The organism is Tateyamaria pelophila, assembly GCF_019966495.1.
In the GTDB taxonomy this organism is placed as follows: domain Bacteria; phylum Pseudomonadota; class Alphaproteobacteria; order Rhodobacterales; family Rhodobacteraceae; genus Tateyamaria; species Tateyamaria pelophila.
This window is the reverse complement of the sequence record NZ_JAIMIA010000032.1, coordinates 1-23,941: the sequence shown is the minus strand read 5'-3', so window position 1 is coordinate 23,941 and position 23,941 is coordinate 1. Positions and strand designations below refer to the sequence as shown.

Genomic DNA, 23,941 nt, shown 5'->3' with positions numbered 1-23,941 from the left:
GCCTATGAGCAAAAGATGGGGCGGATTGATGCGTTGCACAAGAGCAACAGGGCGATTTTCTGCAACGAATTTCGCTGAATTGAGATCAGACACGAAATTCCCAAGCTTTCCGTGGTGATCGCGCGTGCAGTGCAGCCAAGGCGACCCGATCACATCGCACTTCCAGAAGGGCTTTTCTCACGCGGCCACCGGTTCGTCCCTCTGGCAAACGCCTTTGAATTGACAGTTTCGGCACAATACCGGCCAATTCTTGCCGACGGGCAGTTTCCACGCAGAAATGCAGAGTCAGTATTTGTTTTTTGATTAACAGAAACTTAACCGAAAAAATGTCCAAGCACATGCGCGACCCACGCAACTGTGAATCGATATGCCCGACCCGACCACTGGAATCGCCGGTATTCATCACCATCTCCGGAGCACCAAAGCAGAAAAACACATAGGTAATCAAAATGCCGACCGCACCATTGCAACTCAGCGACGTAATTTACAACGCCGCAACGCAATCATTCGAAGCGCTCGTGACGCTGCATGACAATCGCGGTTCACGCACATATGCCTGCGCGATCGATGCCCCGATCAACATGAATTTCGAGGACGCCGCCGCGCGGCTCGCAGCGCAAGCAAAGCGGCGGCACAACGTCGGGCGCGCCGACTCCGTACATATACCGCCGGTCACCGATCCACAGCGCACAGAGCGCATCGTCGCGCAACTGCGCCGCCTGATCGTTGATCGCTTTGATACGGAACATCCACGCGCCGCCTAGACATCGGATCCTCCGCGACGGTCCGTTTGCGTATCTGATCCCTTGTGCGCAAAAGCGCCGTGGCCGAGCGCCAGAGACTGCTGCCTGCCTGTAGGTCTCTGATCACTTTCCCGGGTGTCGCACGGACATCCGGGCCCTTTTTGTCCGATAGACTTTAGGGGCCCATCTGCCTATCACCGCGCAAACGCACAGCAGGGGACAAACCGGATGGCAGATGACAGGTTGATCGTAGCGCTCGATGTACCAAACGCATTGGCAGGACTGGATCTCGCCCAACGTCTGGGTGACAGCGTCAGCTTCTACAAAATCGGGCTTGGCATGCTGACTGGCGGCGGGCTGGCTTTGGCAAATGAACTGAAGCAAGAACACGGCAAGCGCATCTTTCTCGACATGAAACTGTTCGACATCGGTGCAACGGTCGAGGCCGCCGTACGCGGGCTGGCGCAGTTCGATCTGGATTTCCTGACCGTGCACGGCGATCCCCACGTGGTGCGCGCCGCCAAGGAAGGCGCGTCCGGCAGCGATATGAAAATACTGGCTGTCACCATTCTGACATCGCTCGACCGGGCGGACCTGGACGCAAGCCTCATTCAGGCAGGTGATATTGCTGATCTCGTGCAAACCCGCGCAGCCCGCGCGTTCGAGGCCGGTGCCGATGGCGTCATCGCCTCCCCACACGAAGCAGCAACAATCAGGGCCCTGCCCGAAGCACAGGATCGGCTGATCGTCACGCCGGGCGTTCGTCCAGCAGGCGCTGATCTCGGCGATCAGAAACGCGTGGCCACACCTGCCAATGCGATTGCAAACGGGGCAGACCACCTTGTCGTCGGCCGCCCGGTCTGGACAGCCGCTGACCCCCGCGCAGCAGCGGTTGCAATCGTTTCGGAAATGGCGAGCCCGCAGGCAAAAAGCCCAAACCGGTAGTCACAAAGACGTCCACTCTTTGTGCCCAATAGGCAACATAATACCCTATCTCGTGACAGGGGTTAATTTCAGTTAGGTAAATACCCGTCTCGGTGGTAAGTATATAGAGGATACTCCCAGACGGATTGGTTCTTCCTCCGGTTCGTCACCTCCCCCCGCTAGATATGCGGGGGGCCTTCTCCCCCCACATTGAACTCGAATTCGGCACTGTCGATACCGCTCAAATAGTCGGTCAAACGTGTCTTGAATGGATGTATCGCATTGGTATGGCCAAGGTATTCGGCGGTGCTCATATACGCCCAGCTTTGTCCTTCATCGCCCAGCGCGATCTCATTTCCACGCACGGTCGGCAGGCGCGCGGCAAAGAACCAGACCGTTTCGTCGATCGAGTTCAGATACGGTCGCCCCCACGTCACGGCCTCTGGCGAAATGATCAACGACAACTCTTCGCGCGTCTCCCGCAGCGCGCATCCCAGCGGTGTTTCCCCCGCTTCGCGGCCGCCACCGGGAAAATCCCACGCGCCCGGCCATGTCAGACCGGGGCGATCATCCCGTTCAATCACCACCAGTGGATCACCGATGAACAGCGCCAATTTTGCGCCAACCCAGTTCGACCCCATGTTCTTTCCCCGCATCTCACGCTACACTTTACGACCTAGTCACAAAGCACCGCCATGCCCAGTCTTTGCCGCGATTGTCTGTCTGATTTCGATGCCGCACGGCGCTGTCCGGCCTGCGGCAGTCCGCGTACGATCAGCCATCCGGAGTTGTTCGAACTGTCCATCGCCCACATGGATTGCGACGCATTCTACGCTTCCGTGGAAAAGCGCGACGATCCGACATTGGAAGGCAAACCCGTCATCATCGGTGGCGGACGGCGCGGCGTGGTCTCAACGGCCTGCTATGTCGCCCGCATTCGCGGTGTCCGCTCGGCGATGCCGATGTTCCAGGCGCTCAAGCTGTGCCCAGACGCCGTCATCATCAAACCCCGGATGGAGGCCTATGTCGAAGCCTCCCGCGCGATCCGCGCGATGATGGAGGAACTGACACCGGCGATCGAACCCCTGTCGCTGGACGAAGCCTTTCTGGACCTGACCGGCACCGCCCGCCTGCATGGCAAGCCCCCCGCCGTGATGCTGGCCCGGCTTGTCAAACGGATGCGGGAGGAACTGGGGCTGACGGGTTCCATTGGCCTCAGCCACAACAAGTTTCTGGCCAAAGTCGCCTCGGATCTCGAAAAACCACTCGGGTTTTCCGTCATAGGTGCCGCCGATACGGACGCATTCTTGCGTGACAAACCGGTGCGCCTGATCTGGGGTATCGGACCTGCGGCACAGGCGTCTCTGGACAAGGTCGGCATTCGCACTTTCACTGACTTGCTGCGCTGGGACCGCACCGATCTGGTGGCCCGGTTCGGGTCCATGGGGGATCGCCTGTACCATCTGGCACGCGGGCAGGACAAACGCCGCGTCTCCCGCGATGCCCCGATGAAATCCATCAGCAACGAAACCACCTTTGGCGATGACACCAACGATCCCGACATTCTGGACGGGCACTTGTGGCGCATGGCAGAAAAGGTGTCGGACCGGGCCAAGGCCAAGGGTATTGCCGGGCGAGTGGTGACACTGAAACTCAAGCGCCATGACCACACATCGCTGACCCGACGGGTCTCCTTGCGCGATCCGGCCCAGTTGGCCGATACGATCTACCGCACGGCGCGAAACCTGTTCGATCAGGTCGGCGACGAAGGCCCATACCGGCTGTTGGGATGCGGCATCAGTGATCTTTGCAGCGCGGATGCAGCCGAAGTTTCGGGTGACCTGCTGGACCCGGACGCGCGCAAACGCGGTCAGGCGGAGCGCGCCGCAGATGCAATCCGTGATCGATTTGGCAGCAATGCCATCCTGAAAGGTCGCGCCTTGCGCTAGTCACCGGACGGCTCCTATGGCGGAACGCCGCGGGCAGGCATCACCGACCGCGACAGTTATTCCGCAGCCAATGGAATCCGTACCTGACCAATCGCAGATATTTCTTCGATGACGGCGCGCAACCGTTTTTGCGTCGCCTCGAAGTCCTTGTTGGGCCGAATCAGCCGCTCATTCATATAGAGCGACCGATCAATTTCGACCTGTATGGTATGCTGATTGCGTGACGGGCGGCCATAGGCTTGTGTGACATAGGCACCGGCAAAGGGGGCGTTGCGGGCAACATCAAAGCCTGCCGATGCAAAGGCGGCCTCGACCTGATCCATGATCGTGCTGCCGGCCGCCGCCCCAAATCGGTCCCCCAGGACAACATTGGGTCGTTTCATGCCTGCGCGGTCCATTCCATCCACCGCCTCACGGGGCATCGAATGGCAATCGATCAAAATGGCCTGACCATGCTGCTGCTGCGCGCTGTCCAGCAGCATTTGAAGCATCGCGTGATACGGCTTCCAATATAGCTCGATCCGGCGATCTGCCTCTTGCAGGCTGATCTTGCCGCGATAAATGGCAAGCCCATTGGCCACAACACGCGGAATAACCCCCAAACCGCTCGAAATACGTGGGTTATGTCCCTGACGACGAACCCCTTCGATCACAGCCGGGTCCAGTTCTTCCGCGCTGCGGTTCAAATCCACGAACGCACGCGGTGCACCGGCCCTGAGCAAAGGCGCGCCGAAATTTGGCGCGACATCAAAGAGTTGATCGACGAACGCATCTTCCGAAGACCGAATCTCCGTCTGGTTCAGCACAGTGCTGCGCAGAAAATGCTTCGGGTAATCGCGCCCGGAATGGGGCGACGCGAAAACCACGCAACTGGTGCGTTTTTCCGGGTGCAGAACTGTATACGCGTCCTTGGGCATGGCCACTCCTCTGGACAGCAACATAGCGCAGGAAACAGGAAAGCCAAAAGCCCTTGATCATATCTTCGACTCCTTTTATACGCCCCTCACCCGGCGCGGATTTCCGCGCCCACTTTCATTGTGGGCAAGGCGTTCAAACCGGCAAGACGTGGGGGATTAGCTCAGCGGTAGAGCACTTCGTTGACATCGAAGGGGTCACAAGTTCGATCCTTGTATCTCCCACCACCGCATTCCGCCAACGGGCCTTGCGTCCCACGGCATCCGAACCGGCACATCACGTGCCACACTGAAACCCGGCGCTGCTTCGCGCCATCAAACATGAGGAAGAAGCGCCATGAAGGTTCGCAACTCGCTCCGCTCGCTCAAAAGCCGGCACCGTGACTGCCGCATCGTTCGCCGCAAAGGCCGCGTCTATGTGATCAACAAGACGCAGCCCCGGTTCAAAGCCCGCCAAGGCTGAACCAAGCACGGACACAAATTTCAAAAGCCGCCTTTTTCGGGCGGCTTTTTTTATGGCACACGCTCAACGCCAACAGGCGGCGCGCCCGGATCCAACCAGTTTGAATTGCACTGCCCACCTCAGCGGGTATTCTGGACGCATTGCAGAATATTCAAGGAATTAGATTGTGTCCCGCAAATTGATTGTGTGCCTCGATGGCACGGGCAACGAGATCGAAACAAACGAATCCAATGTTCTGAGACTCTATAAATGCCTGAAACGTTCAGACGATCAGTTGGTCTTTTACCACCCCGGTGTGGGCACGCTGGACACCCATCCATTCGCCCGGAAACTGAGCAAACCCAAACAGCTTCTGGGCTTGATCGCGGGTGTTGGTCTTGAGACCAATGTCCTGCGGGCCTTCGAATATCTGTGCAACACCTACCAGGAGGGTGACCGGCTCTATTTCTTTGGCTACTCGCGGGGGGCCTACACAGCGCGGGTGCTGGCCGGTTTCATCAATGACTTCGGCCTGGTCAATCCATCGGAATTTCACCTGGTCGCCCCTGCGTTCCGGGCCTGGCGCAAGATCAGAAAAGACGATCCGCGCGTCAAGCATGCCAAGCTGAGGATGCTGGAAAAGGCATTTGAAATGCGCCACCCGCAAATCCGTTTTCTGGGATTGTGGGACACGGTCAGTTCACTGCTTCAAATTCGCCCGCGCAAAGGCACCTTCGTCGATTTCGCATCCCATTCCAGCGTCGATGAAAATCCTTCCGTCGAAGCCATCCGGCATGTTCTGTCCATCGATGAAACGCGCCGCTTTTTCCGTCATCAGTTCTGGACACCCGGCCAGACCTATTACGGGAACCGCTTCAAAACCAAAAACAATCCGCCCCCGCAGGACGTCAAAGAGGTCTGGTTCGCCGGCACCCACACGGATGTCGCAGGCTCGGTTCAGGAAGAACGCGCAGGCCTTGCAAAAATCACCCTGCAATGGATGCGCGAAGAGCTGGATGCGCTGGAGGTGGACAGCCTCGCCTTTCGCGAAACGACCTACAACCGTTATGTGCTGGGCAAGGAAGACAAGGTCACCCGCAAGATGAACCTGAAAATCTCCAAACCCGATCCGAACGCGCCATTGCACAGCCAGATGAAGAAAGGGTGGTTCCTTCTGGAAGGGTTTCCACGGCTGCGACACAGATCGAGATGGCCGGACAACCGCAGTTTCTTGGGCTATTATGTGCCATTGGGGCAATATCGGTATATTCCGCCGGATTCAGTGATACATCCAACAGCGCTGGAACGGCGGGACAATCCCGACAATGACTACGATCCGCCGAACCTCAAAGGGTTCTGAACGGCGGGACTGACCCGGGCAGAGAGGCAGTCGCCCGACCCTTTGAACGGCGCAACCGCGCTTGCCCCGTTCATTCACGCACACAGTTGCCCCTTGTTGCCGACCGCCGTGGCTATATCTTGACGCGGAACGTTTTCAACAAAAGGCCGACCCATGACCGATCCAACCTATACGCCGCCCGCAAAATGGACATGGGACGCAGCAAGCGGCGGCCAGTTCGCCTCGATCAACCGGCCCATCGCCGGGCCAATGTCGGACAAGGATCTGCCGGTCGGCACGCATCCGTTTCAGCTCTACTCGCTGGCGACACCAAACGGCGTCAAGGTCACCATGCTGTTCGAAGAGTTGCTGGAAGCCGGGCACGACGATGCCGAGTACGACGCGTGGCTGATCAAAATCGGGGACGGCGACCAGTTCGGATCCGGTTTTGTGGAAGCAAACCCCAATTCCAAGATCCCCGCGCTGGTCGACCGCTCCGGCGACACCCCCGTACGCGTCTTTGAGAGTGGGTCGATCCTGATCCACCTCGCCGAAAAATTCGGGATGTTTTTGCCCGCCTCCGGCCCTGCACGTACCGAAGTGCTCAACTGGCTGATGTGGCAAATGGGCTCCGCACCTTTCCTCGGCGGTGGATTCGGGCATTTCTATGCCTATGCGCCGGAGAAATACGAATATCCCATCAACCGCTACGCGATGGAAAGCAAACGGCAACTGGACGTGCTGGATCGCGAACTGGCGCACAAGCCCTTCATCGCAGGCGACGCTTATTCCATCGCGGATATGGCGATCTGGCCGTGGTACGGACAGCTGTGCCTTGGCCGCCTCTATTCCGCAGCCGAGTTTCTGGACGTTGAAAGCTACACCAACGTCATGGCCTGGGCGAAAAAGATCGATGCCCGCCCGGCAACATTGCGGGGCCGCATGGTCAACCGCGTCTCGGGCGATCCGTCCTTGCAACTGCACGAACGGCATGCGGCGACGGATTTCGAGACCCAGACCCAGGACAAGATCGGCACAGCAGAAAGCTGAGGATCAGACCGGGCGCGCCTTTATGTGCGCCCGGCATTGTGCGACGCCCAACGTCGCAACGACGCATGCCCCGGTTCGCGGCACTGGAATGGTGTAACAAAACACTGGTTGCTTCTGCCCGGGCGCCCGCTATCTCTTCCCTACACTTGATCAAAGAGGTTCCGATGCGCCCCACGTTTTTGTCCTTCGTATGTGTTGCAGCGCTTGGCGCAACGGCGGCCACTGCCGATGTTACTGTAACCTTCCGCGATGGCGCGCCCAAAGACAGGTTTACGATCACACAAACCGGCGCATGTGCCACAGGGCCCGTCGTCCTCAAAATCGATGTCGGCACCGCGCCGACCGGTCTGATCTTTGACACAACCGACACCGGGGCGGGCGTTGATGTCTTTCAGCCCTTCGAATGGGTGTCCGCTCCCAGCAATACAGCAACGGTTCCACAGGTGGGTGACGGCGATACCACCCTCGAGCTGAGCTTGCCGGATCTGAAACCGGATGTGCCCTTGGTCTTCACGATCGACCTTGATGATACGACCAGCACGCGGCAAATCACCGTCTCCGGATCCGAGATCGCGGGTGCGCAAGTCTCCCTGATGGTGGGTACAGTCACAAGCACCGGTATTTTCGATGCCAAAGGCAAGGCGGTCATAGCAACATCCGCGTGCCGCTCGTAAGGCGCATTTCAATGCGCCTGCGCGGGTGTCAGCGTCGGCCCACCTGACGGCAAATCAGGATAACAGGCAACAACCCCACCGCCACGATCACCAGGCTGGGAACAGCCGCGCCCTCCAACCGTTCATCCGAGGCAAGCCGATAGGCCTGCACAGCCAGGGTATCGAAATTGAACGGGCGCATGATCAAGGTGGCTGGCAACTCTTTCATCACATCCACGAACACGATCAGCAAAGCGGTCAAAAGGCTCGGCGTCAGGATCGGCAAGTGAATCCTGCGCAGCGTCGCAAACGGCCCTTTGCCCAAGGACCGGCTGGCCGCGTCCATGTTTGCATGAACCAGCGATTGGCCACCCTCATACGCCCCCAACGCGGCCGCCAGAAAGCGGACCATATAGGCAAAGACCAAAAGCCATATCGATCCTGTCACCAGCAACCCGGTCGAGATGTCAAACGTGGCCCGCATCCACGCATCCAACGCGTTGTCGAAAGCCGCGAAAGGCACCATAAGACCAACGGCGATCACGCCCCCCGGCACAGCATAGCCCAATCGTCCGATATAGGTGGCCGTCGCCGAGGATCGCCCCGGCTGCATGCGCTGAAAAAACCCAAGCCCGATGGCCGCAAGCACGGTCAAAACAGCAGCGGTCGAGGCAAGAATCAGTGAATTGCGCACAAAGCCAAGATAGCGCGTGCTCAGAAAATTCTGATCGGAATCGAGGCCCAGATTGACCAGCGCCACTATTGGGAAAACGGCACCCAAAAGTACGGGTGCACCGCAAAGAATCCATGCCAAACCGGCACGCCCACCGGTCAAATGCAGCGGGGGTTGATGTTTCTGGCCCCGGCTGGGATCGTGGTATTTAGCGCGCCCGCGCTGCATACGCTCCAACATGGCCAGGAGCAGCGCAAACATCAGCAAACACAGCGCCAACTGCGCCGCACCGGCCCGGTCTCCGATGGAAAACCAACTGGTGTAAATGCCCGTCGCAAAGGTCTGTACCCCGAAATAGGCGACGGTGCCAAAATCGGCTATCGTTTCCATCACCGCCAACAGAACGCCCGCAGCAATCGCGGGCCGCGCCAGCGGCAGACTTACCGTCAGAAACGCGACCGAAGGCCGGGCACCCAACGCGCGGGCCGCAATGAAGGTCGATCCGCTTTGCTGCAGAAACGACGCGCGGGCCAGCAGGTAAACATAGGGATACAAGACCAGAACCAGCATCAGTGCGGCCCCGCCGAGGCTCCGAATTTCGGGAAACCAGTAATCGCGCGGGCCCCACCCCATGACCGTCCGCAACGTGGTTTGCACGATGCCCGGATGATCCAGGATGCTGGTATAGGCATAGGCGAGGACATAGGCCGGAAAAGCCAGCGGCAGCACCAGCGCAATCTCGAAAAACCGCACGCCGGGAAAACGCGTCATGGTCACCAGCCAAGCCGCCCCGACGCCCACGGCAAATGTACCGATGGACACCAGAACAATCAGCAAGCCGGTATTGAAGGCATAGCGACCAAGCACCGTGGACGCGAGATGGGTAATGGTATCAAAACCGCCCGTGATCGCGGCCAGACCGACCGCAAGCATCGGCAACAAGCAGATCAGCGCGACCAACCACGCGCCTGTAGCCAAGGCGCGCGGCGCCGTAGGGGGCCGACGAGATTGAGAGGAAGATAGGCGTGCGAAAGTCAAAGGGCCGTCTCGGTTGGATCGAGGCTTTATCCTAGGTTTTCTATCGGGTTTCCAGCACAAAGGTCGCCGGCGGACGATGCGTCCGCCTTACGGATCATATGCAAACCGCCCGTAAGGCGCACCCCGGTGCGCCATGGCCGGATCCTAGTCGTAGCTGCGCTGATCCTCGATCACGAGGCCGTCCTTGGGCAGGCTCCCTGGGGCGACAACCTCGACAATGGCCTTGAGCTTGAGCGTCTCGACGACACTTGCCGCATAGGCCGCTTCGTCCCCGCCCGTGCTCTCCAATTGTACCGTCATCGCATCCTGCTGGCCGTCCCGCCGGGCGATGACCCGCGCACGTGCCACTTCTCCATGTCGTGCAACAAGGGCTGCCACCTGCTCCGGGCGCACAAACATGCCCTTGATCTTGGTGGTCTGATCCGCACGCCCCATCCATCCCTTGATGCGCATATTGGTTCGCCCACACGGACTTTGGCCGGGCAAGACAGCACTCATGTCACCGGTCGCAAAGCGGATCAGCGGATAGTCCGGGTTCAGCGAGGTCACGACCACCTCACCAACTTCACCGGGGGCGACAGGATCACCGGTACCGGGGGTCACAATCTCGACGATCACACCCTCATCTACGATCATCCCGTCCAGCGCAGGGGTCTCGTACGCGATATTCCCCAGATCAGCGGTCGCATAGGACTGCAAACATGCAATCCCCCGATCCGCATATTCCTGCCGCAGCGACGGGAACAAGGCCCCGCCCCCGACAGCGGCCTTCGTGATGGACAAGGTCACACCCATCTCATCCGCCTTATCAAGGATGACTTTCAGGTAATCCGGCGTCCCCGCATAGGCGGTCGTGCCCACATCACGGGCCGCAGTGACCTGCAATTCGGTCTGGCCCGTACCGGCCGGCAACACGGTCGCCCCGACAGCCCGCGCACCGCTTTCAAAGATCATGCCCGCAGGCGTCAGATGATAGCCGAAACAGTTTTGCACGATGTCATCCGGGCCAAAACCCGCCGCATGCAGGAACCGACCCATGCGCCACCAGTCATGGCTGATGCCGCCGGGTTCATAAATCGGGCCGGGAGACTGAAAGATATGGGCGACGTTTCTGACCGTAAGACCCCCGAAAGGCGGACGCGCCTTTTGCCACTCCGACAGTTCCGACTTGCGCAGAACCGGCAGTTTGACCAGATCTTCGATGCTGTGGATTTCGGCCACATCAAGGCAGTTGCCCTCAGTTTTGCCAATATCGGCCAAACGGTCTCTCAGAGCCGCTGTTTGGGCCGCCATACGCGCATCCGCGCTGCGGGTTTCCAACTCATCGAAATACAGCTTTTCGCCCATCGCTCACACCGCCCTGATCTGTTGCGGACCACGTCCATTAGGCGCAGTCAATTGCACCCAAAACTCTCAAATTTCACGGCGCATCCAGCGCCAGACCACTCAGTTCACAAGCACGATAAAGGGTTCGCCCTTGCGCACGACTGTGGTGGTGATCGCAATCATCGGCGCGTCTCCCACGTTGGTCAGTCCGCCATGCACTTCGCCTTCGGGAAAAAACAGCGGTGTCCCAACTGCGAATTCAACCAGATTTCCATTCGGGGCCTGTGCCTTGGTCTCGGTGATTACGACCGCGTGTTCATCGCCCGGATGCGTATGCAACGGAATGGTTGCACCAACCGGAACCACAAGCCTGATGACCACGACCTCCATGGTCTCCGATCCGGGTACGGGAGCGCGACGAATTTCTTCACGTACGATCTCTTGTGCCCAGGCGCCACCTGCAAGAAAGGCCACAAAACAGGCCGTCATCAATGATTTCATATCACGCACTCCCATGTTCGAATGTCATCAGCTCAACCAGCGTTTACGGCGACGATACGAGCGCACATCACGAAACGATTTGCGGCCTTCGTCCGACATGCCCAGATAGAATTCCTTTACATCCGGGTTCTCGCGCAGCTCGGCGGCAGGGCCGTCCATGACGACACGCCCACTTTCCAGAATATAGCCATAATGGGCAAACCGTAGCGCCACGTTGGTATTCTGCTCCGCCAGCAAAAAGGTCACGCCTTCGTTCTCATTCACCGATTTCACGATGCCGAAGATCTGCTCCACCAGTTGCGGCGCCAGTCCCATCGACGGCTCGTCCAGCAGAATCGTCTCGGGGCGGCTCATCAACGCACGGCCGATCGCCGTCATCTGCTGCTCACCGCCGGAGGTATAGCCGGCCTGCGACTTGCGACGCTCGCGCAGACGCGGGAAATAATTGTACACCATCTCAAGATCGGCGTTCACCGCCCCCTTGCCGTCCGTTCGGGTATAGGCCCCGGTCATCAGGTTTTCTTCGACGGTGAGGTGCTCGAAACAATGACGGCCTTCCATCACCTGAACGACGCCGGCTTTCACCAGTTCGGCGGGGTCCTTCTCTGTCACGTTGGCCCCGTGATACAGGATCGACCCTTTGGTCACTTCTCCGCGCTCAGAGGCCAACAGGCCGGAAATCGCCTTGAGCGTGGTCGTCTTGCCGGCGCCATTGCCCCCCAGCAACGCGGTGATGCCACCTTTGGGGACCTTCAGGCTCACGCCCTTCAACACGAGGATCACGTGATTGTAGATCACCTCGATATTGTTGACCTCCAGAACGGTCTCTGCCTCAACCTGCGCGTCCAGCATGGGTCACACCTTCATTGTTCCAAAATCATTCGAAAATCCCCGGCGGCGACAAGCATCGCCGCCGGGAACAGTAAAGCGCTTAACAGCGCGGTTCGATACCGGCTTCGGCCGCATAGGCCATCGAATCTTCTTCGATCAGCGGATTGATGATGTCGCCATCGGTCGGTTTGTAGTCCGAAATCAGGGTCCAGGTCTGGGTCGCTGCATCCCACTGGGTCATGCCGATCAACGCGTCACCCCCATGGTTTTCACACGACACCGCAAATTCCGGGCCAAAGTTCGGCATGCCGAGTTCTTCCATCTTGGCTTCGGTGATCACCAGAGCCTCCATGCCGTCACGCATCATCCCTGAGGTGATATCCGCCACACCGTGGATTTCCTGCGCCGTCTTCGCCGCTTCTGCCGCCAACATCGCAGCATAGACACCCCGGTTATACAGAACCGTGCCCATCTGATCGCCGGCACCGGCGGCCAAACCCGCATCCATGACGTATTTCTGCATGTCCTCGTAGATCGGGAAATCGCGGCCCACACCGTGGAATGTCAGCGCCTTGTACCCGGTCGCCGCATCGCCCGCAGGCAGCACGTCGTTTTCAGACCCCGACCACCAGATGCCGATAAAGTTTTCCATCGGGTAGCGGATGTTTGCAGCTTCCTGAATGGCAACCTGGTTCATGACGCCCCAGCCCCACATCAGCACGAAGTCCGGACGCTCACGGCGGATTTGCAGCCATTGCGACTTTTGCTCCTGACCCGGGTGATCGACGGCCAGTTCAATCAGGGAGAAGCCATACTTTTCAGCCAGCCCTTCCAAGGTGCGGATCGGCTCCTTGCCGAAAGCGGAGTTGTGATAGATCAGCGCGATCTTCTTGCCCGCAAGATCACCGCCATTGGTTTCCAGCAGATAGTTGATGGCACCCGACGCACCGTCCCAGTAGTTGGCCGGATAGTTGAAAATGTGGCTGAAAACTGCGCCATTCTTGGCGGAGGTCCGGCCATAGCCCATCGAGTGCACAGGGATATCGTCCGCCGTCGCTTTGGGGATCAGCTGATAGGTGATGCCCGTCGACAACGGTTGATAGACCAACGCGCCTTCGCCTTTGGTCGATTCGTAGCATTCAACACCTTTCTCGGTGTTGTACCCGGTTTCGCATTCCGGCACCCGGGTCATCACGCCACCGATACCGCCATCCCGCTCGTTCAGCAGGGTGAAGTAGTCGGCATAGCCGTCCGCAAAGGGGATGCCCCCCGCGGCAAATGGCCCGGTGCGATAGCTCAGCGACGGGAATACGAGGTCCGCCATCACCGGGCTTGCCGCCATCACGGCCGCCACGGCCATTGTTCCAAATTTCATCTTCATCGGGGGTCCTCCCTTGGTTTTTCCGATGCGCAGGTCTTGCGACCCATTCGTAAGGCGGGGGTCATCCCGCCATTTTTGGTGGCCCTCCCGTCAGTGCGGGAAAGGCCACAGTCTCAGTTTCTCCTTGGCCAGGCGCCAAAGCTGCGCCAGCCCATGCGGTTCTGCAATCAGGAAGACGATGATCAGACCGCCCACGATCACCAACTGGAAATGCGCGACGATATCCGTGGGCCACCCGAAAATATCGACACCCACCACCTTAAGGACCACCGGCAGAACCACCAGGAATGCGGCCCCCGCGAAGGCGCCGAAAATGCTGCCGAGCCCACCGATGATGATCATGAAGAGCACGAGGAACGACTTCTGAATGCCAAAGACCTCACCGACTTCCACGGCCCCCAGGTACACGGCGAAAAACAACGCCCCCGAGATACCGACAAAGAAGGACGACACGGCAAAGGCCGTCAATTTCGATTTCAGCGGGTTCACCCCGATGATCTCGGCCGCGATGTCCATGTCCCGAATGGCCATCCACTGACGACCCATCGACCCACGGGTCAGATTGCGCGCGATGACCGCCGAGGCGATGGTAAAGACCAGACAGAACAGATAGGTGGCCCAGGCTTCGGTGTTGGGTCCGGTCACTTCGACCCCGAATACCGTGCGCTCCGGCGCGTTGATCTGGCCCGAGGCAGAGTAGTTGTAGAACCAGCTGACCTTGTTGAAGAGCCAGACTAGAAAGAACTGCGCCGCCAGTGTCGCAACGGCGAGATAAAACCCCTTGATGCGCAGCGATGGCAGGCCAAAGGCGGTCCCTACAAGGGCCGTGATCCCACCCGACAGAATGACATGGAAAAAGATGTTCACATCCGGAAAGGCCGTCATCAGCTTGTAGCAGGAATAGGCCCCGACCGCCATGAATCCCCCGGTGCCAAGGCTCACCTGCCCGCAATATCCCGTCAGAATATTCAACCCGATGGCCGCGATCGCATAGATCAGAAATGGCAAAAAGATCGAATTGACCAGATAATCGTCCATGACAAAGGGCAGGACAAAAATCGCGACGGCCAACACGAGGTAATACCGATATCGGTCGAACCTGATCGGGAATGTCTGGCTATCCTGCGGATATGTGGTCGAAAAATCGCCTGCTTCACGATAGAACATCTCAGGCTCCTCCGCCGTTTTGCGCGTGACGCGCCGCTTTAACCATCATCTCAGGTTTTCCCATTTTGCCATAGTTCGTCCCATTTCCACCGCCACATTGGACGTGGGAAATCGGAGTGGGATCCATGACTGCAATTCTCGACGACATGCGTCGTCTGGATGCCGCGCATGCGCGTGGCGAAATAACGGCTGCCGAACTGGCAAAGCGCAAGGCCCGGTTGTTGGACGCGGTGCCGGAAGTTCTGGACGTGCTCGATGTGACGCCCGTTGATGTGCCACCCCGGCGAGCGCCAGCGCGGCGCACACGACCGGGGATCGGGCAGGCCTTGCTGCTCTGCGCGCTCATTCTGACCGTTTGCATCGGCGTCACGCTCCTGCTCACCAATGACGTCATGCTGTCGGCGACGCTGGCCATAACCGTGCTTGCGGCCTGCACGGTCATGCTCTTTCTACAGCTCGACGGCTGAGCGTCGCGGATCGGATCACACACGCTCAATGATCTTCTCCCCGAACAGGCCCTGCGGGCGGAACACAAGGAAGATCAGTGCCAGAACATAGGCAAACCAGTTTTCCGTCGCGTTCATGGTAAATCCGAACAGCGCACCGGCCAGATCGCTGGACGACATGAAGAACTCGAACAGCTTTTCACCCACACCAATGATCAATCCGCCGACGATAGCACCCGGGATCGAGGTGAACCCGCCCAGCATCAGCACCGGCAACGCCTTGAGCGCAATCAGGGACAGCGAAAACTGAACCCCTGATTTCGCGCCCCACATGATGCCCGCAACCAGCGCGACGAACCCCGCAACCGACCAGACCAAGATCCAGATATAGTTCAGCGACACACCCACCGACAAAGCGGCCTGGTGGTCATCAGCGACCGCGCGCATCGCACGGCCCTGTTTGGTGTACTGGCTGAACGCGACCAACGCGGCCACCAGAATGATCGCGATGATCGTCGCCGTGATGTCCAGATTATCGACAAAGAAGCCATAGCCGAACAGGTTGAAGGTGGCCTCGTCAATCGCAAGGTTGATACCCTGCGGCAGACATGTCCCATCCGCCAAACAGACGTCCAGCTTCTTGATCTCGGAATTCCACATCAGGTCGGCCACGCCTTCCAGCAGATAGGCCAAGCCGATGGTCGCCATGAACAGGATGATCGGTTCCTGCCCCACCAGATGCTGGAAAATGAACCGCTGCACCGCCCAGGCCAGGGCGATCATCACCCCGACGGTCAGGATGATGGCGACGATCGAATGGATCTGCCAGCCAAAGTGGTGAATCTGGGTCCCGAACACCGCATTGATCAAATGTGCAAAGGGAACCTGCCCCGTCTGAATGCCCACAAGGGTCATCGCAGCGAAAAGCGCCATGACGCCCTGCGCAAAATTGAAAATCCCACTTGCCTTGAAGATCAGGACAAAACCAAGCGCGACGAGGGCATACATCACCCCCGCCATCAACCCGTTCAGGGATACCTCCATCGCATAGATCAACTGGTCAGGCATCACTTCATCTCCACTTGCATCAGGTTGCGCGTCTGTTCGCGTGAGGGCTGGCGGCACGCACGCAATCGTCTCAGCCCTTCAAAGTTCAAAGTCCCGGCATCCGTGGTCTCGGTCAAACGTCCGTCGCGGCGTCGCCTGTCCGAAAACCGCGCCCGGCTGGTCCACGAGGCGAAGCCAGGTGTCGAACCTGTTGCGCCGATCGCGCCTTCAGCGTGCGCTGCCGGTGTACAGGTGGTGCACACAGGGTGCACGCGGGGTGCCACCGCTATGTCGGGGCAAATCTCAGTCATGCGCCACGCCAAGATAGGCATCGATCACGTCCTGATTGCCGCGCACTTCATCCGGGGTCCCATCCCCGATCTTCTTGCCATAATCCATGACCACGACGCGGTCGCTCAGGTCCATCACCACGCCCATGTCATGTTCGATCAGTGCGATCGTGGTGCCAAATTCGTCATTCACATCAAGGATAAAGCGGCTCATGTCCTCTTTCTCCTCCACGTTCATCCCCGCCATAGGCTCGTCCAAAAGCAACAGTGACGGCTCGGCCACAAGCGCCCGCGCCAGCTCCACACGCTTTTTCAACCCGTAAGGAAGACGCGACACAGGCGTCTTGCGAATGGCTTGAATTTCAAGGAAATCAATAATCTTTTCAGCGACTTCCCGGTTGGCTGTCTCTTCGGCCTCAGCCTTGCCGAGCCACAGGGCCTGCGCCAACATGCCTGTCTTCATGTGGGTCAAACGGCCCGTCATCACGTTGTCCAACACGGACATCCCTTCGAACAGGGCGATGTTCTGAAAGGTGCGAGCGATCCCCTGACGTGCCACTTCGTAAGGCTTCATCTGCGGCCGCGGCTGGCCCTTGTAAAAGACCTGCCCCTCCTGCGGCACATAGAAGCCTGAAATGACGTTCAGCATCGACGATTTCCCGGCCCCGTTGGGCCCGATGATCGCGCGAATCTCACCTTCGCGAATATCGAAAGAGATATCCTTTATCGCCTCAACCCCACCAAAACGCAGGGTAATATTCTTCATCTCCATCACGACAGGGCCGATCTGGCGACCATCCGCAGTGACGTATCCTTCGGTCTGATCCAGCATCAGGTCCAGCCCTTCCTTGTTCCGGAAATCTTCAAGTCCCGCAGGGACAAATGGGATGGTGGGCGGGGCGAAGGCGAAGCCGAGCGTCGTTCCATCATCACTCCGCCGCCATCTTCGTTTGAACCGGCACCACATCCGCATCGCACACCGTCAAAGTGGCCGAAATCGAGCCCTTTCGGCCATCCTCATAGGTGACTTCCGTCGTGGTCGATATCTTGGGCGACCCATCATAGAGCGCGTTGATGATATCCGCGTATTTTTCCTCGATAATCCGGCGACGCACCTTTCGCGTCCGGGTCAATTCTCCATCGTCCGCATCCAACTCCTTATGCAGGACGACAAAGCGATGCACCTGACAACCCGACAGCATTTCGTCCTGCGCAACGGACAGATTTACTTCTTCCACATGGGTCTTGATCGTCGACAAGACCTGCGGGTGCTGCGCCAATTCCTGATAGGAGGCATAGCCGATATTGTTGCGCTCCGCCCAGTTCCCGACCGCTGTCAGGTCGATGTTGATAAACGCCGTGCATTCCGTCCGACCGTTGCCAAAGACGACAGCCTCCAGAATATTGGGAAAAAACTTCAGTTTGTTTTCAACGTATTTCGGCGCAAACAGCGAACCATCTGCCATTTTTCCGACGTCCTTGGCACGGTCGATGATCCGCAGATGCCCTGTATCCGGCTCGATGAACCCGGCATCGCCTGTCGCCACCCAGCCTTCGGCATCCTTGGTATCGGCCGTGCTCTCGGCGTTCTTGTAATACTCCACAAAGACACCCGGCGAGCGATAGAAAACTTCACCATTGTCTGCGATTTTGAGCTCCACACCCGGGCACTGGACCCCGACAGTGTCAGAGCGCACCTCGCCGTCAGGCTGGGCCGTGATGAATACGGTTGCTTCAGTCTGGCCGTATAGCTGCTTCAGGTTGATCCCCAAAGAGCGATAGAAATCAAAGATTTCCGGGCCGATCGCCTCACCGGCCGTATAACCGACACGCACCCGGCTAAAGCCCAGCGTGTTCTTCAACGGACCAAAGACCATCAACTCACCCAGCTGGTACTTCAGGCGATCCCCGAGGCTGACGTCCTTGCCATCCAGAATGTCCGGGCCGACTTTTCGGGCATGCGCCATGAAATAATGGAACATGCGTTGTTTGAACTTGCCCGCGTCCTCCATCCGGATCATCACGTTGGTCAGTTGGGTCTCGAACACACGGGGCGGCGCGAAATAATAGGTCGGTCCGATTTCGCGCAGGTCCACATGCATCGTTTCCGCGCTTTCCGGACAATTCGTGCAAAACCCGGTCCACAGCGCCTGACCCACGGAAAAAATGAAATCACCGACCCAAGCCATGGGCAGATAGGCCAGAATATCATCAGATCGGCGCAGATCATCGAATTCGGAAGATGATTTACTGGTCTCGATCACATTGCGGTTGGACAGAACCACCCCCTTGGGCTTGCCCGTCGTCCCGGAGGTATAGAGCATCACGCAGGTGCTGTCATAGTCCAGCTTGGCGATGCGCTGATCCATCACCGGGCGCAATTCGTCGGTCTTGGCCCGGCCTGCGTCCTGCACGTGGCTGTACTGGTGCAGTTTCGAATGGTCGTATTTGCGCAATCCACGTGGATCGAGGTAGATCATCTGCTCAAAGTTCGGCAATTCGCCCTGAACCTCGATCACCTTATCGACCTGCTCCTGATCGCCGACAATCACAAAACGCGCACCGCAGTGACCAAGGGTATACGCCATCTCTTCGGCGGCTGCGTCCTGATACAGCGGGACGGGAATGGCTCCACACATCTGTGCCGCCATCATCGACCAATACAGATGCGGACGGTTGCGACCGATCACGGCGACAAAGTCACCTTCGTTCAGGCCCAAATCAATCAGCCCGAGCGCCAACGCCTCGATCTCGTCGCGCGTTTCCGCCCAGGTCCAGCTTTGCCAGATTCCAAATTCTTTTTCACGGTATGCCGGCGCAGTGCCGAATTCCGTTGCGTTTCGGTGCAAAAGAGCCGGGACAGACGTCAGTCCTCCGGCACCCATTGGCGTCGTAACCACTATATTTCCTCCCGACACGTCCCGGTTTGGGGATCGCGTATGATCGCTCAAGCGATTCTTTTCACGCCTAAGGATGTTGCCTTCACGCTGAAGGTCAACTTTTTCCTGATGTTTTCTCAAACCTTACGAATTGTAACAGGACAGTCTAGTCCGTTGTGCAATAAGTTGCGTAAATGATAGCCATAAAACATGCAGCCTGATACATCGCCTTCGTTGACAACCTCCGGCCTCAACCTGATTGCTCAGGCGCTCACGATTTATGACCGCGATCTGCGGCTGGCTGTCTGCAACGCACCCTTTCAGCAAATGTTTGACCTGCCCGACGAATTGGTCACGCCGGGGGCCACGTTTCGCGAAACTGTCTACCACCTTGCCAAGCGGGGCGAATATGGGCCGATCAGCGATCTGGATGCATTCGTACAGGAACGAATTGATCAGGCCCTCGCCTTTGAGCCGCACTACATGGAGCGTACCCGTGCCAATGGCGGTACCATCAGCGTCGAGGGATCCCCGCTGCCGCAAGGGGGTTGGGTTACGGTCTACACGGATATTTCTCACACCAAGGCGCAGGAGGCGTTGCTGCGGGCGCGCGCCTCGGAACTCAGCGATCAGGTGCTGAGCCATACCGAGGCCCAATCCAGAACCAACCGGCAACTGGCTGCCACCATCGCCGCCCTCGAAGAAGCCAAGCGCCAACTGACCCAAACGCAGGCCCGCACACGGTTGACGACCGAAATGATGCCCGCCCACATCGCGCATGTGGATCAAAGCGGATATTACCTTTTTTCCAATCGTCGGCTCAACGCGGTCATTCCCGGCAGACCATCCGAAATCGTAGGCAAACATATCAGCGACGCCCTCGGCGAATTTGCCTATGGTCGTATCTTGCCAAATCTCACCCAAGCCTTTCAGGGCAAGGCATCAGTCTTTGAGTTCACCGACCAAGCCAGTGCACGACGCATCCGCGTGGCCTTTACCCCGGACGAAAGCGGTGGCGTGTACATCCTTTCAATGGACATCACAGAGGAAACGCAGGCCCGCGTCGCCCTGCAACAAAGTCAAAGACGGGCCATCGCCGCGCAAATGATCTCGGGCCTCGCGCATGATTTTTCCAACCTGTTAACAATCATCCTGGGGCTACAGTCCAAACTGACCCGCATGGGCGGTTTGCCCGATGATGCGATGCCCTTGATCGATGGCACGCTGTCGGCAGCACATCGCGGGGGCACGCTGCTCAACAACATCGCGGGCATGACAGCGGAGCGCACGCTGCGCCCTGCGGCGACCGATATCGGCGCGTTGCTCGATGACATTGCAACGCTTGCCAAGCCAACGTTGCCCGACGGACTGACGCTGACCGTGACACCGACGCATATCGACGGACGCTATATGTTTGATCCGGGGATGTTGCAGGATTCGCTGCTCAACCTGATCCTGAACGCCCGCGACGCCTGCGGCCTGCAGGGACAGATCACATTGGCAGCACGGGTCATGCACCCCACGTGGATCGAGTTCAGTGTCACGGACACCGGCCCCGGTTTTTCCGACGACGCACTTGAGCGGGGGTGCGATCCGTTTTTCACCACCAAGGGCAGCGAAGGATCTGGGCTGGGGCTGCCAATGGTCTACGACATGACCAAGCTCGCTGGCGGTGATCTCAAACTTGGCAACACCGATCAGGGCGCGATTGTCTGTCTGAGGTTGCCCATGCGTCCGGCGCCCAATGCTTCTGGTGCCCTCGTCCTGCTGGTGGAAGATGAGCCGGACTTGCGCCAGTATTACCGCGATATGTTGATGGGTCTGGGACACTCCGTGATCGAAGCCGCAAGCGTGGACGAAGGCATTGCCCTCACCGCCGATCTGCCCGATATCGGCTTTGTCTTGTCAGACGTGAGCCTTGGAGAAGGCACGCGCACGGGCATTGATCTCGCCCGGCAGGTCGGTGGCGTGTTGCCCGTCGTCCTCATGACATCGCTTCCCGCCGTTGATCCGCTGCACATCGCCGCCACGCAGGCGGCCACGGTCCTGCAAAAACCGTTTGGCGCAAGTGATCTGGCCCCCCTTCTGAACAGCGCAGGCCCCGCATGACCAACGCTCCCCTGATCACCATCCTCGATGACGAGCCCGCGATTCGCACAATCCTGTCCGAAGCATTGGAGGAAGCCGGGTTTCGCACGCTCAGCTTTTCGCGCGCATCGGCGTTCGAGGCCGCGCTGAAGACTCACAAGCCCGATGTCTGCCTTGTCGATCTGGGCCTGCCGGACACCGACGGGCTCACGCTCGTGCACCGGCTTGCTTTGGAGCAGGGTGCGACGGTCATCATCATCTCCGGCCGCGCACAGGTACAGGATCGGGTCACCGGGCTGGAGCTGGGGGCCGACGATTACATCATCAAACCGTTCGATCCCGCCGAAGTCGTCGCCCGCATCCGCGTCCGTCTGCGCAGCCCCAAGGCCGCCACTCATGCTGGCCAAATCGCAGCATTCAACGGCTGGACCGCTTCGTTCGACAGCTACACCCTGACCGATGCAGACGGGACCGAAACCCCGTTCTCCCATGCCGAGGGCGAAGTCCTGCGCCTGTTTCTCGAAGCGCCCAAGCGTCTGATCTCACGGGCACAGATGCAGGAATCGCTGGGTGGTGTCGCGGGCGACAGCTTCGACCGGGCGATGGATGTTCGGATCAGCCGCCTGCGGACCAAATTGCGGGAAGACCCCAAGAACCCGCGCCTGATCAAAACGATCTACGGGGCGGGTTACATCTTTTTGGGCGAAGTGCGCTGGACCTGAGGGCGTGCCTTATGGCAGATTCAGATCATGATTGATGTGCTGCTATACCGCGTGGGTCGCCGCAGACCATGGTTCTACCGGGTCGAGATTACCATGAACCTGTTTTCAGAGGCCTCCGTGATCGTCGAATGGGGGGTCAAAGGCGGCAAGCCGTGCAGCCGGATTTCCTGCCATACTGATCTTCGCGCCGCATCGCATGCGGCAGACGCATATCGCATACGGGCCGTCAAACGCGGTTACGTCAGGGCCTGATCGACACCCGCAGCGTGGGCCAACACACGCAAGCCCGCCACCAGATCCTGTTCATCCGTGTCTTCCTCAAAAGCATGGCTGATACCCCCGATCGACGGTACAAATAGCATGGCAACGGGCATCAGCCGTGACAGATTGGTGGCGTCATGCAAGGCCCCCGACGGCATCGTCCGCCATGCGCCCGGCGCGATCATATCGGCTGCCTGTTCGAGCCTTGCACGCAGGTCGGCGTCCATTTTGACCGGCTCCAGCCCCAAAAGCGGACCAAAGGCGACCGTCAACCCCATCTCGGACGCGATCTCTTGCACAGTGCTCTCGATGATCTCTTCCATCCGGCCCAGACGATCCGGATCGCCATCACGCCACTGCATCGAAAAGCGGACCTCGCCCGGAACGATGGAGGAAGCGTTCGGGCCGACACTTACATGCCCGATCGTCCAGACTGTTTGCGGTGTCACCACATTCCGAAACCGCTCGTTCAAACGCGCATTGAAGGCCGCGAGCCCCTGAAATGCATCACGCCGCAGCGCCATGGGCGTCGTGCCCGCATGGTTTTGCTGACCTGTGAGCGTGATAACCCGATCCCGGATGCCGACGATTTCCGTTACCACGCCGATCTGCTCTCCGACTGTGTCGAGTGTCGGGCCTTGCTCGATATGCATCTCGACAAAGCCGGTGAACTGCGCCGGGTCGATGTCCGGGCCGACACGGTCCCCAAGGATCGCACGCGCTTGGGCCAAGGAGACTCCGTCATGATCCGTCAACACGTCCGCCTCGGCCAGAGAAAGACCACCTGACCAGACGGCAGAGCCGGTCGTCACCCCGAACCGGCCTTCTTCGTCCTCGAAGGATACCACCGATATCGCAGGACCACCCGCCTCTCGACTGGCCCGCGCGACTTCCAGCGCGGCGATGACGCCCAGCGCGCCATCCAGCCACCCCCCGGTCGGCTGACTGTCCGAATGTGATCCCAGCAGCAGCGATGGCCCGTCCGCAAGGCCAAAAAGATTGCCCATTGCATCAAAGCGTGGCGCAAGCCCTGCTTCTGTCATGCGTGCGGCCAGCCAATCCCGCGCCTCGACATCCGGCGCGGTATAGGCCGGACGTACCACGCCCTTGCCGACACCTGCGGCACCAAAATGGCGCAAACGCTCAAGATCTGCGAGAAAACGGTCGGGACTGATCATCGGCGTATTCATTCCATTAGAAGTATTCCTCCGGTGAGGGCCGTCTTTTTGATTGTTGGGGATTTTTGTAGCGTTTGCATTTATGAGCAGCAGCAAATC

General features: G+C 58.9%; 24 protein-coding genes and 1 tRNA gene. 12 read left to right on the top strand and 13 right to left on the bottom strand.

What is annotated here, in order from left to right; genetic code table 11:
- Positions 1–449 precede the first annotated feature (449 nt).
- Positions 450–764 carry an orotidine 5-phosphate decarboxylase gene (locus LC354_RS12140; RefSeq protein WP_223424152.1) on the top strand — a complete coding sequence of 105 codons (315 nt, stop codon included), beginning with the start codon at positions 450–452 and terminating at the stop codon, positions 762–764.
- A gap of 207 nt (positions 765–971) precedes the next feature.
- Complete coding sequence (gene pyrF, locus LC354_RS12135) at positions 972–1,688, top strand: orotidine-5'-phosphate decarboxylase (RefSeq protein ID WP_223424151.1); 717 nt, start codon at positions 972–974, stop codon at positions 1,686–1,688.
- Positions 1,689–1,846: 158 nt separating this feature from the next.
- Here pyrF and LC354_RS12130 read toward each other — a convergent pair whose 3' ends face one another.
- Complete coding sequence (locus tag LC354_RS12130; protein ID WP_223424149.1) at positions 1,847–2,323, bottom strand: NUDIX domain-containing protein; 477 nt, start codon at positions 2,321–2,323, stop codon at positions 1,847–1,849.
- Between the two features lie 39 nt (positions 2,324–2,362).
- Here LC354_RS12130 and LC354_RS12125 point away from each other — a divergent pair, with 39 nt between their 5' ends.
- A complete protein-coding gene (locus tag LC354_RS12125; RefSeq protein ID WP_223424147.1) occupies positions 2,363–3,616 on the top strand; it encodes a DNA polymerase IV in 1,254 nt (417 codons plus the stop codon).
- Between the two features lie 56 nt (positions 3,617–3,672).
- Here the strand turns inward: LC354_RS12125 and LC354_RS12120 are convergent, their stop codons facing one another.
- Positions 3,673–4,533, bottom strand: a complete 861-nt coding sequence (locus tag LC354_RS12120) for an N-formylglutamate amidohydrolase (RefSeq protein ID WP_223424145.1) — start codon at positions 4,531–4,533, stop codon at positions 3,673–3,675.
- Between the two features lie 150 nt (positions 4,534–4,683).
- On the opposite strand from LC354_RS12120, the gene LC354_RS12115 reads away from it, so the two are divergent.
- The 5 genes from LC354_RS12115 to LC354_RS12095 all read left to right on the top strand — a co-directional run bounded on the left by LC354_RS12115 (position 4,684) and on the right by LC354_RS12095 (position 8,035).
- Positions 4,684–4,758 (top strand) — tRNA-Val (locus LC354_RS12115).
- A gap of 109 nt (positions 4,759–4,867) precedes the next feature.
- Positions 4,868–4,993: a type B 50S ribosomal protein L36 gene (ykgO, locus tag LC354_RS12110; RefSeq protein WP_085850311.1), complete on the top strand. Its 126-nt coding sequence runs from the start codon at positions 4,868–4,870 to the stop codon at positions 4,991–4,993.
- Between the two features lie 166 nt (positions 4,994–5,159).
- On the top strand, positions 5,160–6,332 hold the full coding sequence (locus LC354_RS12105; protein ID WP_223424144.1) for a DUF2235 domain-containing protein: 1,173 nt from the start codon (positions 5,160–5,162) through the stop codon (positions 6,330–6,332).
- Positions 6,333–6,485: 153 nt separating this feature from the next.
- A complete protein-coding gene (yghU, locus tag LC354_RS12100; protein WP_223424142.1) occupies positions 6,486–7,361 on the top strand; it encodes a glutathione-dependent disulfide-bond oxidoreductase in 876 nt (291 codons plus the stop codon).
- 164 nt (positions 7,362–7,525) lie between these two features.
- Positions 7,526–8,035: an aggregation factor core protein MAFp3, isoform C gene (locus LC354_RS12095; RefSeq protein WP_223424140.1), complete on the top strand. Its 510-nt coding sequence runs from the start codon at positions 7,526–7,528 to the stop codon at positions 8,033–8,035.
- A 28-nt stretch (positions 8,036–8,063) separates the two neighbouring features.
- Here the strand turns inward: LC354_RS12095 and LC354_RS12090 are convergent, their stop codons facing one another.
- From LC354_RS12090 to LC354_RS12065, 6 genes are all read right to left on the bottom strand, one after another.
- Positions 8,064–9,620: an ABC transporter permease gene (locus tag LC354_RS12090; protein ID WP_223424178.1), complete on the bottom strand. Its 1,557-nt coding sequence runs from the start codon at positions 9,618–9,620 to the stop codon at positions 8,064–8,066.
- Between the two features lie 249 nt (positions 9,621–9,869).
- Positions 9,870–11,072, bottom strand: coding sequence for a phenylacetate--CoA ligase family protein (locus LC354_RS12085; protein ID WP_223424139.1), 1,203 nt, complete (start codon positions 11,070–11,072; stop codon positions 9,870–9,872).
- Between the two features lie 99 nt (positions 11,073–11,171).
- A complete protein-coding gene (locus LC354_RS12080; protein ID WP_223424137.1) occupies positions 11,172–11,552 on the bottom strand; it encodes a cupin domain-containing protein in 381 nt (126 codons plus the stop codon).
- Positions 11,553–11,579: 27 nt separating this feature from the next.
- Complete coding sequence (locus LC354_RS12075) at positions 11,580–12,404, bottom strand: ABC transporter ATP-binding protein (RefSeq protein ID WP_223424135.1); 825 nt, start codon at positions 12,402–12,404, stop codon at positions 11,580–11,582.
- A gap of 79 nt (positions 12,405–12,483) precedes the next feature.
- Positions 12,484–13,764: an ABC transporter substrate-binding protein gene (locus LC354_RS12070; protein WP_223424133.1), complete on the bottom strand. Its 1,281-nt coding sequence runs from the start codon at positions 13,762–13,764 to the stop codon at positions 12,484–12,486.
- Between the two features lie 90 nt (positions 13,765–13,854).
- A complete protein-coding gene (locus tag LC354_RS12065) occupies positions 13,855–14,931 on the bottom strand; it encodes a branched-chain amino acid ABC transporter permease (RefSeq protein ID WP_223424131.1) in 1,077 nt (358 codons plus the stop codon).
- 125 nt (positions 14,932–15,056) lie between these two features.
- On the opposite strand from LC354_RS12065, the gene LC354_RS12060 reads away from it, so the two are divergent.
- Entirely contained in the window at positions 15,057–15,398 is a 342-nt protein-coding gene (locus LC354_RS12060) for an SHOCT domain-containing protein (RefSeq protein ID WP_223424129.1), read from the top strand.
- A gap of 15 nt (positions 15,399–15,413) precedes the next feature.
- Here LC354_RS12060 and LC354_RS12055 read toward each other — a convergent pair whose 3' ends face one another.
- From LC354_RS12055 to LC354_RS12040, 4 genes are all read right to left on the bottom strand, one after another.
- Entirely contained in the window at positions 15,414–16,445 is a 1,032-nt protein-coding gene (locus tag LC354_RS12055) for a branched-chain amino acid ABC transporter permease (RefSeq protein WP_223424128.1), read from the bottom strand.
- Positions 16,445–16,735 (bottom strand): hypothetical protein, encoded by a 291-nt coding sequence (locus LC354_RS12050; RefSeq protein ID WP_223424126.1) that lies wholly within the window; start codon positions 16,733–16,735, stop codon positions 16,445–16,447. The genes LC354_RS12055 and LC354_RS12050 overlap by 1 nt, the downstream gene beginning before the upstream one ends.
- Positions 16,728–17,546 (bottom strand): ABC transporter ATP-binding protein, encoded by an 819-nt coding sequence (locus tag LC354_RS12045; RefSeq protein WP_223424124.1) that lies wholly within the window; start codon positions 17,544–17,546, stop codon positions 16,728–16,730. The genes LC354_RS12050 and LC354_RS12045 overlap by 8 nt, the downstream gene beginning before the upstream one ends.
- A 97-nt stretch (positions 17,547–17,643) precedes the next feature.
- Positions 17,644–19,599: an AMP-binding protein gene (locus LC354_RS12040; protein WP_223424176.1), complete on the bottom strand. Its 1,956-nt coding sequence runs from the start codon at positions 19,597–19,599 to the stop codon at positions 17,644–17,646.
- 204 nt (positions 19,600–19,803) lie between these two features.
- On the opposite strand from LC354_RS12040, the gene LC354_RS12035 reads away from it, so the two are divergent.
- The 3 genes from LC354_RS12035 to LC354_RS12025 are packed head-to-tail and all read left to right on the top strand — an operon-like array spanning position 19,804 to position 22,655.
- Entirely contained in the window at positions 19,804–21,702 is a 1,899-nt protein-coding gene (locus LC354_RS12035) for a hybrid sensor histidine kinase/response regulator (RefSeq protein ID WP_223424122.1), read from the top strand.
- The gene (locus tag LC354_RS12030; RefSeq protein ID WP_223424120.1) at positions 21,699–22,403 is read left to right on the top strand and encodes a response regulator transcription factor; all 705 of its coding nucleotides are present in this window, start codon (positions 21,699–21,701) and stop codon (positions 22,401–22,403) included. Before LC354_RS12035 ends, LC354_RS12030 begins: the two co-directional genes overlap by 4 nt.
- Positions 22,404–22,430: 27 nt before the next feature.
- Complete coding sequence (locus LC354_RS12025; RefSeq protein WP_223424119.1) at positions 22,431–22,655, top strand: WGR domain-containing protein; 225 nt, start codon at positions 22,431–22,433, stop codon at positions 22,653–22,655.
- Here LC354_RS12025 and LC354_RS12020 read toward each other — a convergent pair.
- Positions 22,640–23,842 (bottom strand): Zn-dependent hydrolase, encoded by a 1,203-nt coding sequence (locus LC354_RS12020; RefSeq protein WP_223424117.1) that lies wholly within the window; start codon positions 23,840–23,842, stop codon positions 22,640–22,642. The genes LC354_RS12025 and LC354_RS12020 overlap by 16 nt on opposite strands.
- Positions 23,843–23,941: the final 99 nt, after the last annotated feature.

Coding starts and splice junctions, on each gene's coding strand:
- LC354_RS12075 (WP_223424135.1), bottom strand. CDS start 12,404: ATGCTGGACGCGCAGGTTGAGGCAGAGACCGTTCTGGAGGTCAACAAT.
- LC354_RS12020 (WP_223424117.1), bottom strand. CDS start 23,842: ATGATCAGTCCCGACCGTTTTCTCGCAGATCTTGAGCGTTTGCGCCAT.
- LC354_RS12095 (WP_223424140.1), top strand. CDS start 7,526: ATGCGCCCCACGTTTTTGTCCTTCGTATGTGTTGCAGCGCTTGGCGCA.
- pyrF (WP_223424151.1), top strand. CDS start 972: ATGGCAGATGACAGGTTGATCGTAGCGCTCGATGTACCAAACGCATTG.
- LC354_RS12065 (WP_223424131.1), bottom strand. CDS start 14,931: ATGTTCTATCGTGAAGCAGGCGATTTTTCGACCACATATCCGCAGGAT.
- LC354_RS12045 (WP_223424124.1), bottom strand. CDS start 17,546: ATGCTGGATCAGACCGAAGGATACGTCACTGCGGATGGTCGCCAGATC.
- LC354_RS12055 (WP_223424128.1), bottom strand. CDS start 16,445: ATGCCTGACCAGTTGATCTATGCGATGGAGGTATCCCTGAACGGGTTG.
- LC354_RS12085 (WP_223424139.1), bottom strand. CDS start 11,072: ATGGGCGAAAAGCTGTATTTCGATGAGTTGGAAACCCGCAGCGCGGAT.
- LC354_RS12025 (WP_223424119.1), top strand. CDS start 22,431: ATGATTGATGTGCTGCTATACCGCGTGGGTCGCCGCAGACCATGGTTC.
- LC354_RS12090 (WP_223424178.1), bottom strand. CDS start 9,620: ATGCTTGCGGTCGGTCTGGCCGCGATCACGGGCGGTTTTGATACCATT.
- LC354_RS12030 (WP_223424120.1), top strand. CDS start 21,699: ATGACCAACGCTCCCCTGATCACCATCCTCGATGACGAGCCCGCGATT.
- LC354_RS12125 (WP_223424147.1), top strand. CDS start 2,363: ATGCCCAGTCTTTGCCGCGATTGTCTGTCTGATTTCGATGCCGCACGG.
- LC354_RS12060 (WP_223424129.1), top strand. CDS start 15,057: ATGACTGCAATTCTCGACGACATGCGTCGTCTGGATGCCGCGCATGCG.
- LC354_RS12130 (WP_223424149.1), bottom strand. CDS start 2,323: ATGCGGGGAAAGAACATGGGGTCGAACTGGGTTGGCGCAAAATTGGCG.
- LC354_RS12040 (WP_223424176.1), bottom strand. CDS start 19,599: ATGGGTGCCGGAGGACTGACGTCTGTCCCGGCTCTTTTGCACCGAAAC.
- LC354_RS12035 (WP_223424122.1), top strand. CDS start 19,804: ATGCAGCCTGATACATCGCCTTCGTTGACAACCTCCGGCCTCAACCTG.
- yghU (WP_223424142.1), top strand. CDS start 6,486: ATGACCGATCCAACCTATACGCCGCCCGCAAAATGGACATGGGACGCA.
- LC354_RS12050 (WP_223424126.1), bottom strand. CDS start 16,735: ATGACTGAGATTTGCCCCGACATAGCGGTGGCACCCCGCGTGCACCCT.
- LC354_RS12120 (WP_223424145.1), bottom strand. CDS start 4,533: ATGCCCAAGGACGCGTATACAGTTCTGCACCCGGAAAAACGCACCAGT.
- ykgO (WP_085850311.1), top strand. CDS start 4,868: ATGAAGGTTCGCAACTCGCTCCGCTCGCTCAAAAGCCGGCACCGTGAC.
- LC354_RS12070 (WP_223424133.1), bottom strand. CDS start 13,764: ATGAAGATGAAATTTGGAACAATGGCCGTGGCGGCCGTGATGGCGGCA.
- LC354_RS12080 (WP_223424137.1), bottom strand. CDS start 11,552: ATGAAATCATTGATGACGGCCTGTTTTGTGGCCTTTCTTGCAGGTGGC.
- LC354_RS12140 (WP_223424152.1), top strand. CDS start 450: ATGCCGACCGCACCATTGCAACTCAGCGACGTAATTTACAACGCCGCA.